This is a genomic window from Flaviaestuariibacter amylovorans, from assembly GCF_039541815.1.
Lineage (GTDB): Bacteria > Bacteroidota > Bacteroidia > Chitinophagales > Chitinophagaceae > Flavisolibacter > Flavisolibacter amylovorans.
The window spans coordinates 1,001,843-1,015,898 of record NZ_BAABGY010000007.1; the positions used below are offsets into that span (position 1 = coordinate 1,001,843).

Genomic DNA, 14,056 nt, shown 5'->3' on the forward strand with positions numbered 1-14,056 from the left:
GGGAGGGGCCGGGGGTGGGGTCAATATATGGCTACCATCATCCGCCCATCCGAGCTCTTGCAGCCCCGGTGCATCCGCTCGGAGTTGAACTTGAAGACCACTTCCGCATTCGGATCGATGGAGAGGATGCCCATATCGCCCTTTTCGTTTTTGCATTTGATGTCGATCAGGAAATCGCAGGCTTCCTGCAGGGAGAGCTCCTTGTACTCCATCAGGGCGGCGATGTGGAAGGAAGTAATATGCCGGATGAGGCTTTCCCCGTCGCCGGTAGTGGAAACAGCACAGAATTGGTTGTCGGCATAAGAGCCGATACCGGCCATGGAAGAGTCGCCGATGCGGCCAGCCTTTTCGAACTCGGTGCCGCCGGTGGACGTGGCTGCCGCCAGGTTACCGTTCTTGTCGAGCGCCACGGCGCCCACGGTGCCGTGCTTGCGACGCTCCACCTGCGGCAGCGCGGCGTCGAGCGCCTTCTTCGTGCCATTCTTCGACTGCGCTCGTGCCTCCAGGTAAGCATCCACCTGGTGGTCGGTAATGAAATAGGCGTCGGGCTCCAGCGGAGCCTTTACCTCCGTGGCGAAGTCGATCGCGCCGAAGCTGCCCAGGTAGATATGCTTTGTCTGCTCCATCACCTGCCGTGCCAGCGACACCGGGTTCCGGACATTCTTGACGATCGCCACCGCACCCATCTGCAGCTTCTTTCCATCCGCGATCGACGCACAGGTCTGCGTCTCTCCTTTGTCGTTGATGGCGGCGCCGCGGCCGGCGTTGAAGAGCGGGTTGTCCTCGAGGCTGTTGACCGCGGCTTCCACCGCGTCGAGTGCGCTGCCGCCCTGCTCCAGTATTTTGTAGCCGGCGTTGAGGGCGTCTTCGAGGCCTTTCTTATAACCCTCCTGGTTCTTTTTGATGAAGTCCGAATCCGGACCCGCACCCCCATGAACGGCCAGCGCAAATTTCTTCATTGGTCTATAGGTTTTTTTACGATAAAGCAGGACGGTGATCCGCTCAGGCGCGGGCGCTGAAGCGCGTCAGCTCCACGAGCAGCGCATTCACCAGCTCATTGTAGTTCTCCAGGTCCGACACCCAGACCTTGCCTTTACGGCGAATGTTGATCTTGCTCGGAATATAGTGCGCTCCGCGTGGCGTGGCATCGCTCAGGCAAAGACGATAGATATCCTGCTCCTGCGCCGTAACGTCGTAGGTCACCGGCTGCTGGTTATAGTCAATAACGATCTGTAAGCCCATAATATAGCGGTTTGGGGTTCGTCCCTAACCGTTTAAAAATGATGCCATTTTGCAGGTTGAGGCTCCCACAGGATAACCACGATCCTTTTTAACAGGAAGGGCCGCCCCACCTTTCTGAGCGGCCACATGATGCACTGGCGGAAAGCCCTTACTTACCCGCGATTGCTTCGGATGATGCCTGCGGAGTTGCCGGGAGAAAAAGCGATTTGGGGAGCATCCCGCCCGACCACGACTTCACACCGAGCAGGTAGCCCATGGTGCCGGAGATATGCTTTTGGTAGAGCTGGCTGTTGCCGCGGTACTCTCCAAGCGGCTTCACGGAGGGGCCGAGCAGCGCCATCCAGGTCTGCGACGAGCCACCAATAAAGAACCCGTGGTTATACCAGAGCTTGTCGGAGGCGCCGCGGCCATGATCGGTGGTGACGAGGAGTGTAGTATTGTCGCGGTACTGGGGCATGCTTTGCAGCAGGGCCCATAGCTCGGCGATCATGCGATCGGCCTCGGCCGCGCTCTTCAGGTAACGGTCATAGCTCTTCTCATGGCCCGCGTCGTCGGTACCGCTTAAGCCCAGGAACAGCACTTTGGGCTGCCGGCGTTTCACGAAGTCGAGCGCGGAGAGAAAGGTGATGCGGTCGTCGCGGGTCACGCGGTCGCCTTCGCTGTTGTGCGCGCTGATGGCATTCAGGGGCGCCACCTCGCTGCTGCTCTCGGCCACGGCCTCATGCCCCGCGTTGAGGAAAAAACCGCCGCGCTCCCGGTTGAGGATAAAAGGGAAGGCATCCCATGAGGCAAAGGCGGCCACCTTCCCGGCGTAGGCAGGCATCGCGTTGAGATGCTCGAGAAAATTGCGGTTCTTGTTGCGGACCTTCTTGTTGGTGGAGATGAACGGGTCCGCTATACCGGTGAAGATCTCGTTGTAGCCGGGATAGGAGATCTGGTAGAAGTTCTTGGTGTTGACGTGGCTGCCCACCTTGCGGTTGCCGTGGAGCTGGCCCCGCTTCGCGATCACGTTCCAGAAGAAAGGCATGAGGCGCTCGCGGCGCACGGCCGGGTCGGCATGCCAGTAAAGGGCCTTGGTGTACGCGGTATCCTGTGTCCAGGCGGGGTCGGAAATAAGGTCGGCGTCGGCGCCCTCGAAGAGCTCCTGCCAGCGGAAGCCATCGAGCGTGATGATGACGAGGTTTTGCCCGTTGGGTTCGTCCTTGATCCGGCTGTCTGCACTGCCCAGGCTCGTGCCCCAAAGCACCAGCAGGCCCAGCACCATTCCCAGTTTCATGTGCGTGTGTTTTTCGGTTAGGTTATCCGATAGTACACATCACAAATCTGTGCCATGCTTGTTGCCGGAACGTAAAATCAACAGAAAGCTTTGGTTAACACGAAAAAAAGACCGCGGCCTTCGGGCCGCGGTCTTTGTAAAACGCCGTAGCGTCACGCCTTACAGCTTGATCAAAGGCTGCTGCACGGCTTCCTGCGTAGCGATGTCCACGATCCGCAGGATGTAGTTGCCGGCGACGAGGCCCTGCAAGTCGATGGTATAGCGGCTGCCGGTAAAGGTGGCCGGACGTAGCAGGCTCCGGCCATAGACATCCAGCACCTCGATGCTGTGCGGTCCGGTTCGCTTGCCGTTGAGCCAGACCGAGACCTGCTGCCGGGCCGGGTTCGGTCCGATCTGCACATCATCCGGCAGCAAGCCCTCCCCTGTTCGCGTAACGGGCGCCATCCGGGCATTGCAGGGGTTCACCACGTACGGGAACTGGATGGGCGCGCCCGCACACTTGTTGGCGACCGGTGTTACGGTGATTATAGACGATACCGGCGCTGCGTTGCCTGAAGTAGTGGTGAACGACGGTATGCTGTTGCTCCCGCGGCTCGCGGGCAGGCCCACAGCCTGGTTACTGGCCGTCCAGTTGAAGCGCGTATTGCCGACCGGCCCGGTAAAGGTGAGGGCATTGGTGGGTATCGCGCGGCAGTACACCTGGGCAGCGACGGTGTGCGCCGACGGCGTCGGGTTCACGAGGATGCGGAACACCATGGCACGGCCGCCGCAACCGCTGGTTCCGTTGCCGGCAGGCACCACCGTGATGAGCCCGAAGACCGGCGCATTGGTATTATTGGTAGCTACAAAAGCGGGAAGATTGCCGGTACCCGAGGCGGCAAGGCCGATGGCAGGATTGCTGTTGGTCCAGGTATACGACGTTGCCGTTCCCGTGAACATGATCGGCAGCGTGGTAATTCCGGCGCAATGTACGCGGTTGCTCACTGAACTCACTGTGGCCCGCGGCAGCACCGTTACCTGCGTGCTGGTGCTGGGTGCGCAGGTGGAGCCGCTGACGGTGAACGTAACGGTATAGGTGCCGGGCTGCGAGTAGGCCAGGTTGATGGCGCCCGTGGCGGCGTGGATCGGGAGGCCGGCCGGAACCGCGGTAAAGGTACCCACCGAGTTGCCGCTGCGCAGCACGCGTGCCTCGCCTGTGGTGCAATAGGGAGAGCCGGGGTAGCTGATGCTGCCGGCGCCCGGGTTGACCGCTAGGGTAAAAGTCTGCGCGGGTCCGGCGCATTGGCTCAATCGGGGAACCACGGTAATGGTGGCTACCTGCGTGATCGGCGTCGGGTTGCTGACCACAATGGCCGTTATCGAACCGGTGCCGGCGGCAGCGAGCCCGATGGAGGTATTGTCGTTCGTCCAGCTATAGACAGCACCTGCCGGCGCTCCGCTAAAGGCAACCGACGTACTGCTGCCGCTGCAAAGCGTCTGGCTCGATACCGGGTTCATCGACACAGCCGGGCGCACGGTGATGGTGAAGGTTTGCGGCTTGCTGGAGCAGGTGGTTGCGCCCATCTGATACAGCGGTGTTACCGCGATGGTGCCCGACGCGGGGGTAGCGCCGTTGTTCACGGCCTGGAAGCTGATGGGGCCGCTGCCGCTTGCTGCCAGCCCGATGGCCGGGTTGCTGTTGGTCCAGTGGTAGGCCGTGGCCACACCGGCGAAGCCGATGGCGCCCGAGGGCACGTTGCCGCAAAGTACCGGGTTGCCGACAGCGTTCACCTGCGGCGTGGGCAGCACCGTGATCGTGAAGGTTTGCGTGGAAACCGCGCAGGCGCCGCTGCCACCGGATACGGTGATCTCCGCTACCGCGGGTGTGGTGCCGCTGTTCTGCGCCCGGAAGGCGGCGATGGCTCCCGAACCCGAGGCGGCCAGACCGACCGACGGGTTGTTGTTGGTCCAGGTAAAGGAGCTGCCGCTGCCGGTGAACCCTACCGGGAAGGTCATGGCGCCGGCACAGACCACCTGGCTCGTCACGGGATTTACGGGCGTGGCCGCTGCCAGTATTTCTACGGTAGCCGTGGCGGTGTCGGCGGTGCAGTCGCCGGTGCCCGGAACGATATGGGTGACGGTGTAGGTGCCCGGCGCCGACTGTGCGGGTTGGATGGCCCCGGTGAGGCTGTCGAGGCTGAGGCCCGCCGTGGAGCTGAACCGGCCGCCGGCAGAACCTGTGATCGTGGGCAGGCCCGTGCTCCCGTTGGCGCAGAACGGTGATCCTGTGTAGCTGAAGGAGGCCGCGGGCGTGGGATTCACGGTAATGGTGAAGGAGCGCTCCGGGTTACCGCAGACCGTGGGCAGGCCTGCTACCGTAAGCCGGTAGGATTCGCAATAGCCGTTGTCCGGTGCCCAGGCCACCAGGATGAGGTCGGAATGGGCCGGGAGCTCAAAGCTGAATAACTGCGGCCCGTAATACTGCGGGTAGTAGCTATACACCGGGTAGCCCATATCCGAGAGATAGTTCTGGGCCAGGTTGCCGGCATTGAACGAGTCGCGGTAGGCCGCCACGTACACATCGCCGCCGCCCAGGTTATCGATGTTAACCGTAACGCAAACCGGGAAGTTGGCGTCGTTCCGGAAACGGTGCCGGTTGTAGTACTCTGAGCCGGGATATTCCCCGGCCAACGACTTGGGGTAGCCGCAAGCGCCTGTGTAATAATCATAATACGGACGCTTGCTGCTCGAGGCACTGGTCGGGTCAATCTTCCCGGTAACTACCGACGCCCTGCTCAGGTCCCAGGCGTAGGTCCTGATGTTCGCGGTAACGGGTGCCTGCCCGGTGTTGCGGGCGATGAAGTAAGGGATCAGGCTCACGCCGTTGGCTGCAAGTCCGATGGAGGTATCGCTGTTCGACCAGGAGAAGGTGGCCCCCGGGGTGCCGGTCAGCACGATACCGGCCATAGTAGTGCCGTTGCAGGTGGTCGTATCCGGAAGCGGGGCGACCGCGAGCACCGGGTTGATCGAAAGGCTCGCAGTATCGGGCAGTACCGGGCAGCCGGCAAAGGCAGGCGGCGTATAGGTAACCGTGTAGGTGCCGGGAACGCTGCCTGAAGGCGTGATGATGCCGGTGAGGGTATCGAGCGCCAGGCCCGCCGGTGCAGCGCTGTAGGTGCCGCCGGCAGGTCCGGTGCGTACCGGGCTCACAGCCCCCGCCGCGCCACAGAACCGGGCACTGCCGTAAGTAATGCTGCTGGGGGAAACGGAGACCAGCGACAGGGCGCCGAACGAGCCGCCCCCGAGTTCCCTGATCCGGAACTCAACGCGGTCGTTGGGTCCGAGGTAGCCCCGCCATACGTCGGTATGCGCATCGCAACAGCCGCCATGCTCCCACACCTTTACGCCGTTCACGAACAATTGCGCATCGTCGTCGTGCCCCGGAACATCCAGCCGGTAGAATCCGCAGGGAAAGCCCTGGCGCTTCGCGCTGAACGAATGATAATCGTACGCTACGGGGCAGCCCTGGTAGTTGGCCGCCTCGGAGGGCCTGCTGCCGCTGTTCCAGTCAGCCGTGGAGTTGAAACCCAGGTTGGCGGTAGTATAATACCCGGCGTAGTTCGAAGACCACGCAGCGCCCGTCGGTCCGTTATTCCAGGCATACACGTTCCATTGGTCATTACCGAATACCGCCGGGTCGCCTTGTACGGTGCGCATCTCCACCGTGGTGGTTGCCGAAATCGTTTGCGTACCCGTGCAGGACGCTGTCTCCCAGGAATAGGTGACCAGGTAGCTCCCGGGCTGGCTCTGTGCCGGGTTGACGACACCGGTTAGGCTATCGATCGCGAGTCCGGCGGGCGCGGTATAGCGGCCGCCTCCGGGGCCCGTCAGCGTTGGCGTCAGCGGGGTGTTCCCGGCGCAAGCCGAAGCGGCGCTATAGGTCAGGGTCAGGGGCGGCAGGGGCTGGATGATAAGGTTGGCATCGGAGGAACCGGCGCCATCGCTGCCCCGGAACTCAACGCTGTCGTTCGGTCCAAGGCTACCATACCAGGCGCCTATGGCCGAACTGCCGTTCTCATCGCGCTCCCATACCTTGGCGCCGTTGATCCAAAGTTGCGCCCCCCCGCCCTGTCCGTTCACGTCGAGGCGGTAAATCGCACAGGGAAAGCCCCGGCGGCGGGCACTCCACGAATGGTTGTCGGCCGGTACCGGGCAGCCCTGGTAGCCCGGGGCCGAAGAGGGGGTGCAGGAGATGCACCAGAAGTCGTAGGAGCGGAAATCGAGGCTCGCAGACTCGAAGTAGCCGCTGTAGTTCGTTTGCCAGTTGGCATCGTTTAATTGATCGCTCCCTCCCTTGAATACGGTAACGAGCCATTTGTCGTCGCCGAAAAGCACTGGGTTGCCGGGAGCCGAAACCGTACGGGTGAAGGTAGCACTGCTGCTGGCGCAGCCGGGCGTGCTGCCGGTGACGGTGACCGACGCGGAGCCCGAGGAAGGCGTCGTGAAGAAAAGCTGCGCATCGCTCACCCAGTACTGCCAGATGCTGCTTTCTGCGCGGTTGCGTTCGGCATCGCTCAGCACCCCGCCGTAGACGACGAGGTCGAAGATCGCGCAATCCGACGACTCCGTGAAGTACACGCCCGATCCATTCATCTGCAAACCGGCAGGCGGCGCTGAAGGTGTATTGCTGGCGCTGAGATAGGCATCCTCGAAGATGCGGCCCTGGCCTTCCGACTGGAGACCGGTATACACGTGTACGTCGGTCCCCGTCTGCGCGCGCCCAACGTCTATCCAGCCTTCGAAGAAGGCGGATGCCTGGTTGCCGCTCCACCAGCCCAGGAGCCAGTTATTCGACACCGACGAAAGCACCCGGTTGTTGGACCCTCCCGTCAATCGGCCGGCATACACTACAGTCAGCGGATTGCTGAACGTATAGGTGTTGCGCAGGTAGCGCCCGTATGCAAAGCGCACGGTCGGCCGGCCGTTGGTGCCGGACAGCTCGAAGGCCGGCTGGAGGTTCGAATTGACCTGCACCATGTGCCGGCCGTTGCCGCTCTGGTCGTACAAGCGCGACACGGTGGCTGAGGAGCCTCCCAGCCACGCGCCGACGGCGGCTGTATCGAGCACGTTGCCCGACAGCCCGAAATCGGATTCCACCCCGTCGAAGTCGCGGCGCAGCCGCAGGATCGGGCCGTTATACCCGGTCCGGAGCCGGCGGGTGCCTACAGCCAGTAGCGGGGTGCCGATATCGGCCGGCAAGGCCGAAACCGACCAGGTGTAGCTGCTGGCGCCGCTCGCCGTCAGCGTAAGCTGGGTGGCCGGGCAGGTGCTGGCCGAAGAAGCGGACACTGACACCTGCGGTGCCGCATTGATCGTGATATCCATACCGTTGTCGTCTCCGTTGACGGCCGGGTCCGTGGAAACGACGCGCACCCGGTAGCCGCTTCCCGTGGCGGCACCTGCCGGGATCGTGGCCGTGATCGTACCCGGAGCCGTGCCGCTGAGCGAACCGATCGCCGTGGGCGCGGCAAAGCTGCCGCTGGCGTCGCTCAACTGCGCGCGGAACTCGTTGCCGGCGTTGAAGGTGCCGGTGGCGGAAAAAGTTACGGAAAGCGAAGCGCCCGCGCACGACACGGCGGACGGCAAGGGGTCGGTTTGAATGGATTGGGCACTTGCGGTCAGTGCGGCCCAGAAGGTCAGGAAAAGCCAGGTAAACTTCCTCATAAGCTCGATTTTGGTTGATGGGATAAGCGGGTGGGATCGCGGCACAGCGGATCCGCCCCGGAGCCTGCAAGGTGGAGCGGCCGACAGGGGTCACCAAAAAACGAAGGGGGACAAATGGCGGGACAAAAATCGAATTGCGAAACTCCTTGAAAATCAAGCCCTGGGTGCGGAGTGACGGGGCCCTGTCCCCCCTTTGTCCCCCCTGCCTCACCCTGCCGTCCGGCAAAAAAACCTGGACCGGAATTGCGGGTTTCCCGATTTACCGGTTTATTTTCCTGTTACTAACTGACGCGCACAACCGAACTCCCGATGATCCGCCTACTTTTTTTGCTGCTCTTCTTTGCGCTCCGGGCACAGGCACAGCCCGACTCCCTCCTGCAACCGGGCCCGGAGCAACTCCAGCGCCTCCAGCGTTGGTATAACGACTCGGTGCGGAAGCGTCCTGCCACTGAGGCGCTGGCCGCCCTGTCGGCGCTGCAGCAAAAAGCGGCCGCTCGCCGCGACAACCTTGCCGCCTGTGCCGCCTTATATTACGAAGGACAGTACCGGGCTGTGATCCTTCAGGATGCCGCGCGCGGCGTTGCCCGGATGCAGGCCGCCATCGCCGAAGCTCACTCCGGCGGCCGGCCGATGCAGGAGGGACTCTACCGGCACCACCTCGGGTACTACTTCACGTTCTCGGATAACTACAGCCAGGCGCTCCTGCAGCTGCTGCAGGCCGAAGAGCTCTTCGACCGCATCGGGCAAGACCAGGTGGGCGGCGCCGCTTCGAACCAATACCGGCTGGCCTTCGTGTATTACCACCTGGAAGATTACGAGCAGGCATTGGCCTACTGTAGCAAGGGGCTTCGGCTGAAAGAAGAGGATCCTCTCTATACGCTGTACCTGGCCAACACGGCGGGCCAATGCGCGCAAAAGCTCATGCGCTACCCCGACGCACTCAGGTACTACAAGCAAACCCTGGAGCAGGCGCGGCGATTGGGCAACGACGACTGGAGCGGGATCGCGCTCGGAAATATCGGCCGCATGTACCTCGGGCGAAACGAATTCAGGGAGGCCCGCCCCTACTTGGAACAATACCTCGCCTATACGGACCAGACCCGTGATTGGGGCTGCCGTGCGGAAGCTCTCACCAGCCTGGCGCGGGTGGAGCTCGAAGCCGGCAACGGCGGAAAAGCGCAACGGCTCCTCGCCGGTGCACGCCACCTCTTCGACAGCGCACGGTCAGTAAAGCCGCTGCCTGCCGAACAATACGCGCGGCTGGACTTCTTTTACGAGACCAGTGCCCGTAGCGCTGCAGGATCGGGCCGTTCGGGCGAAGCCTACGCATACAGCCTCCTGCGCCATGCCGTCCGCGACAGCCTCGACCGGCGGTCGCTTCTTTCGGGCGCCGGTACGGTGCGGCAGCAGGTACTTGCGGAAAAAATGCGCAGCGAGCAGCGGCTGCTGGCGCAGGAACGGAAAACGGAACGCCTCCGGCGCTGGTTCCTGGCGGCGGCGCTCGTGCTGGTGCTGATGATCGCCGGCCTGCTCTACAACCGCGCCCGCCTGCAATTGCGCCGCAACCGCGAGAGGCACCGCCTTCGCGAGGAACGCCTGCTGGCCGACAACGAACGGATCCGTGCCGAACTGGAAGCGTCGGAACAGGCGCTCACCGACTTCCGCGACAACCTCCGGCAAAAGACCAATACGCTGTTTGAGCTGGAGCAGCAGCTTGCCGCCCTGCGCAACAGCGGCGGCTCCATCACCGACGCGCAGATCGACGTGCTTACCGAACTCACCCGCGCCACCATCCTCACCCCGCAGGAGTGGACCGCCTTCCGGAACCTGTTCGAAAAAGTGCATCCGGATTTCTTCCGGAAGCTGCGCGAGCGGTACCCTTCGCTGAGCCCGGCCGAAACAAGGCTCCTGACACTCACCAAGCTGGGCATGTCCACCTCAGAGATGGCCACCACGCTGGGCGTCAGCCCCGAGTCGGTGAAGAAAACACGGCAGCGGCTCCGCAGGGAGCTCGAGCTGCCCCAGGCCGCCAACATCGAGGACCTGGTCGCCGATCTATAAGCGATTGTCCGAATTATTCAATTATTCACTATCCGGGCAAGCGCGGAACGCGGGGCTTTCGCCCTTGTGCACTACGGCACGATGGCGCTCCGAAGCTTCGGGAGGCACGACGCAAAGCGATGAACAGGATCCTTTTTTCGTCGCGCCTTCGGCCGACCACGTTTATGTTCCCTCCAATATTTATGGATGAAGAGCCGGGCTACTCCCCCATTACCCCATCACCCCATCACCCCATTACCCCATTATCTCCTCACTCCAGCGTCAGCACGAGATCGTCGGCCTTCACCATCTTGCCCGCCGGGAGCACCAGCCGGCCCACCTTCCCGGGGCGCGTGGCCGTGATGGTCGTTTCCATCTTCATGGCCTCGATCACGAACAGGGGCTGGTTCTGCGTCACCTCCTGCCCTTCCTTGATGAGGAACTGCGAGAGCTTGCCCTGCAGCGGGGCCGCGATGTGCGCCGGGTTGGCCTTCTCCGCCTTTTCGTTCTCGGCCACCGCCGTCTTGATCGACGCATCCTGGATCTCGATGATCCGCGTCTGGCCGTTGAGGCGCATGAACACCTTGCGGCGGCCTTCCTCGTCGGGATCGCTGCAGGTAAGCAGGCGCACGAGGATGCTCTTGCCGCGGTCGATCTCGATCATCACCTCTTCGTCGTTCCGAAGCCCATAGAAGAAGTTGGGTGTCGGCACCGTCCAGAGCTCGCCGTACTCCTTGCGCTTTTCCCAGTACTCCTCGAACACCTTGGGGTACAGGAGCCACGAGAGCAGGTCGTTGTCGGTGACGCCATCCCCGAATTTCTTGCGGAAGCCCTCGAAGGCAGCAGCGAAGTCGATGGGCGCCAGGTGCTCGTTGGGACGCTCGGTATAGGGCGTGATGTCTTTCAGGATGATCTTCTGAAGCCGCGGATCGAAGCCGCCCACAGGCTGGCCGATATCACCCTTGAAGAGCGACACCACCGACTCCGGGAACGACAGGTGGTGCCCGCGCACCAGAATATCCTGCTTCGTCAGGCCGTTCGTGACCATGAAGAGCGCCATATCCCCGACCACTTTCGAGGACGGCGTCACCTTCACGATGTCGCCGAACAATTCGTTCACCTCGCGGTAGGCCCCCTTGATGTCTTCCATCTTGTCGCCGAGCCCGAGGCCCTGTGCCTGCGGCTTCAGGTTGGAGTACTGCCCGCCCGGGATCTCGTGGTAGAACACCTCCGCGCTCGAGGCGCGCATGCCGCTTTCGAAGGGGTAGTAGTATTCGCGCACGGCCTCCCAGTAGGTGCTGTGCTTGTTGAGCGTTTCGATGTCGTAGGGCAGGTCGCGCTCCTGGAAGCGCATCATCTCCACGAGCGCATTGAGGTTCGGCTGCGAAGTAAGTCCCGAGAGCGCGCCGATGCAGCCATCCACCACGTCCACGCCGGCCTCGATGGCCTTCAGGTAAGTGGCGCTTTGCAGCGACGACGTATCGTGCGTGTGCAGGTGGATCGGGATCTTCACGGTCTGCTTCAGCTCGGAAATGAGCTCGTACGCCGCCATCGGCTTCAGCAGGCCGCTCATGTCCTTGATGGCCAGGATGTGCGCGCCGCTGTTCTCGATGTCCTTTGCAAATTGCTTGTAGTACTGCAGCGTATACTTCGTGCGCGACGGGTCCTGTATATCCCCGGTATAGCACATCGCCACTTCGGCCAGCGCCTTCGTGCCGTTGCGCACGGCCGCGATGCTCTTCTCCATGTTCGGCATCCAGTTGAGCGAGTCGAAGACGCGGAACACGTCGATGCCGGCCTCCCAGCTTTTCACTACGAAGGCTTCCACGAGGTTGTCCGGGTACGCTTTGTAGCCAACGGCATTGGCCCCGCGCAGGAGCATCTGCAACAGGATGTTGGGGATGGCCGCGCGCAGCTGGCGCAGGCGCTGCCAGGGATCCTCGTACAGGAAGCGCATGCACACGTCGAAGGTGGCGCCGCCCCACACCTCCATCGAGAAGGTCTGCGGGAAATGCTGGGCGAAGGACGAGGCGGCCTTCAGCATGTCGATGGTGCGTACCCGCGTCGCCAGCAGGCTTTGATGGGCATCGCGGTAGGTAGTGTCGGTGTATTGGATTGCGGGCTCCTGCAGCAGCCACTGGCAAAAGGCTTCGGGGCCGAGCGCCTCGAGCCGCTGCTTGCTGCCGTCGGCAAAGCCCTTGTCGGCATCGAAGGGCAGCGCGATCGGCTTTTCGAACACGCGCTTCTTGTCGGGATGCTTTACGTCGGGATGCCCGTTGATGGAGATCTCGGCGAGGTAGCGGAGCGTCTTGGTGCCCCGGTCCTGGGCCGATCGGTACGTAAAGATCTCCGGGTGCTCCTGCAGGAAGTTGACCGTAGCTCCTCCCGCAATGAATTCGGGGTGCTTGATGATATTGAGCAGGAAGCGAATATTGGTGTTGACGCCGCGGATCCGGAACTCGTTGAGCGCGCGCCGCAGCTTGTTCACGGTCTCGTCTACGCTCCGCGAATGCGCGGTCACCTTTACGAGCAGGGAGTCGAAGAAGGGCGATATCTTGACGCCGTTGTACACCGAGCCTTCGTCGAGTCGGATGCCGAAGCCTTCGGCGCTGCGGTAGGCGAGCACCGTACCGTAATCGGGCATGAAGTCGTTCTCCGGGTTCTCGGTGGTGATGCGGCACTGGATGGCCACGCCGTTGAGCGGCACCGCATCCTGTTGCGGCAGCCCGATCACGTCGTCGTGCAGGCGGTGGCCCTCGGCGATGCGGATCTGCGTTTTCACGAGGTCGTAGCCCGTCACCATCTCGGTCACGGTATGCTCCACCTGTATGCGCGGGTTCACCTCGATGAAGTAGACGGCGCCACTCTTATCGACCAGGAATTCCACGGTACCCACGTTGTTGTAGCCCACGGCGCTGCAAATGGCTACGGCGTATCGATACACCTGGTCGCGGGCACTTTGCGGAAGGCTGAACGCCGGGGCCACCTCCACGATCTTCTGGAAGCGGCGCTGCACGCTGCAGTCGCGCTCGTACAGGTGCATCACATTACCATGGCGGTCGGCCACGATCTGCACTTCGATATGTTTCGGCTGGTCGATGAATTTCTCGAAGAACACGGTGTCGTCGCCGAAGGCGTTGCGGGCCTCGCGGCGCGCCTCCTCGAAGCTTTTCTCGAGCTCGCTTTCGTTGCGGATGACGCGCATGCCGCGCCCGCCGCCGCCGGCCGCAGCCTTCAGCATGAGGGGAAAGCCGATGCGGGCCGCCTCGGCGCGGGCAACGTCGATCGACACCAGGTCCTGCGTGCTGCTTTCGATAAGTGGCACCCCGCACTCCCGCGCGCATTTTTTGGCGAGCACCTTATCACCGAGTTGCTGCATCACTTCGGGGTCAGGACCGATGAACGTGATGCCTTCCTCGCGGCAGCGGCGGGCAAAGAGAAAGTTCTCCGACAGGAAGCCGTAGCCCGGGTGGATGGCGTCGGCGCCGCAGCGGCGGGCAATGCGCAGGATGGCCTCGATATCGAGGTAGGGCTTCAGCGGATCGTCGTCGCTGCCCACCTGGTAGGCTTCGTCGGCCTTGTAGCGGTGGAGGGAATAGCGGTCTTCGAAGGTGTAGATGGCAACGGTGCGGATATCGAGCTCGGTACAGGCCCGCAGCACGCGGATGGCGATCTCGCCGCGGTTCGCGACCAGGAGCTTAGTGATCTTTTTTTCCATGACGGGGTTATGGGTGTGACGCAAAAATGCCGAATAAAGGCGAGCCCCTTTGGCTTGTTGTACCGGGTACATATTGG

General features: G+C 62.5%; 6 protein-coding genes. 1 reads left to right on the forward strand and 5 read right to left on the reverse strand.

Features of this window, described 5'->3' with window-relative positions; all coding sequences use genetic code 11:
- Positions 1-20: 20 nt before the first annotated feature.
- The 4 genes from ABD937_RS12775 to ABD937_RS12790 form a co-directional block, all read right to left on the reverse strand.
- Positions 21-959: an isoaspartyl peptidase/L-asparaginase family protein gene (locus tag ABD937_RS12775; RefSeq protein WP_345256133.1), complete on the reverse strand. Its 939-nt coding sequence runs from the start codon at positions 957-959 to the stop codon at positions 21-23.
- A gap of 43 nt (positions 960-1,002) precedes the next feature.
- Positions 1,003-1,242, reverse strand: a complete 240-nt coding sequence (locus tag ABD937_RS12780; protein ID WP_345256134.1) for a hypothetical protein — start codon at positions 1,240-1,242, stop codon at positions 1,003-1,005.
- A gap of 148 nt (positions 1,243-1,390) precedes the next feature.
- Entirely contained in the window at positions 1,391-2,518 is a 1,128-nt protein-coding gene (locus tag ABD937_RS12785) for an alkaline phosphatase family protein (RefSeq protein ID WP_345256135.1), read from the reverse strand.
- 159 nt (positions 2,519-2,677) lie between these two features.
- On the reverse strand, positions 2,678-8,221 hold the full coding sequence (locus tag ABD937_RS12790; protein WP_345256136.1) for a hypothetical protein: 5,544 nt from the start codon (positions 8,219-8,221) through the stop codon (positions 2,678-2,680).
- A 309-nt stretch (positions 8,222-8,530) separates the two neighbouring features.
- Here ABD937_RS12790 and ABD937_RS12795 point away from each other — a divergent pair, with 309 nt between their 5' ends.
- Positions 8,531-10,282 (forward strand): tetratricopeptide repeat protein, encoded by a 1,752-nt coding sequence (locus ABD937_RS12795; RefSeq protein ID WP_345256137.1) that lies wholly within the window; start codon positions 8,531-8,533, stop codon positions 10,280-10,282.
- Between the two features lie 250 nt (positions 10,283-10,532).
- Here ABD937_RS12795 and ABD937_RS12800 read toward each other — a convergent pair whose 3' ends face one another.
- Complete coding sequence (locus ABD937_RS12800; protein ID WP_345256138.1) at positions 10,533-13,979, reverse strand: pyruvate carboxylase; 3,447 nt, start codon at positions 13,977-13,979, stop codon at positions 10,533-10,535.
- Between the last annotated feature and the right edge of the window lie 77 nt (positions 13,980-14,056).

Bases quoted from the DNA above. Each gene is read 5' to 3' on its own strand.
- ABD937_RS12775 (WP_345256133.1), bottom strand. From the start codon at position 959: ATGAAGAAATTTGCGCTGGCCGTTCATGGGGGTGCGGGTCCGGATTCG.
- ABD937_RS12780 (WP_345256134.1), bottom strand. From the start codon at position 1,242: ATGGGCTTACAGATCGTTATTGACTATAACCAGCAGCCGGTGACCTAC.
- ABD937_RS12785 (WP_345256135.1), bottom strand. From the start codon at position 2,518: ATGAAACTGGGAATGGTGCTGGGCCTGCTGGTGCTTTGGGGCACGAGC.
- ABD937_RS12790 (WP_345256136.1), bottom strand. From the start codon at position 8,221: ATGAGGAAGTTTACCTGGCTTTTCCTGACCTTCTGGGCCGCACTGACC.
- ABD937_RS12795 (WP_345256137.1), top strand. From the start codon at position 8,531: ATGATCCGCCTACTTTTTTTGCTGCTCTTCTTTGCGCTCCGGGCACAG.
- ABD937_RS12800 (WP_345256138.1), bottom strand. From the start codon at position 13,979: ATGGAAAAAAAGATCACTAAGCTCCTGGTCGCGAACCGCGGCGAGATC.